At 55.3% G+C, this 349-nt stretch carries 1 protein-coding gene; it reads left to right on the top strand.

Annotation, left to right across the window (positions count from 1 at the left end; genetic code table 11):
• The coding region (locus AC1RPG_RS08480) for a hypothetical protein (RefSeq protein ID WP_481762548.1) at window positions 1–349 on the top strand (349 nt) is incomplete at both ends.

Genomic DNA, 349 nt, shown 5'->3' with positions numbered 1-349 from the left:
GTATCAAAGGGCATGTCGTTTACCCCTTCGCTGTTCCAGAACTTCGGGTCTGGCGGTTCGAGTACAGTGACGCTATCAGGAACGCCTATTGCGGTGCCGGCAAATACATGGACGAGATGTCAGCAGACATTTAGCATTCCTTCGGTTGTGGGAAAGACGCTGGGCACCAATCACTATCTGCGGTTCCAGCTGGCTACGACGGCGGCACCCGGCACGTTCACGGCGCTGATCACTGAGGTGCAGCTCGAGCAGGGCCCATCCTATACGGGCTTCGAATTCAAGGACTTGTCGGTGATGGCGAATGAGTGCTTGTTCTATTATGAAGCCTTCCCGGGATCGCCATTTGCGT

This window comes from Dellaglioa sp. CoH-57-MRSF-18, assembly GCF_056781995.1.
The sequence above is the reverse complement of the archived record's forward strand: the minus strand, read 5'-3'. Positions and strand labels throughout refer to the sequence as shown.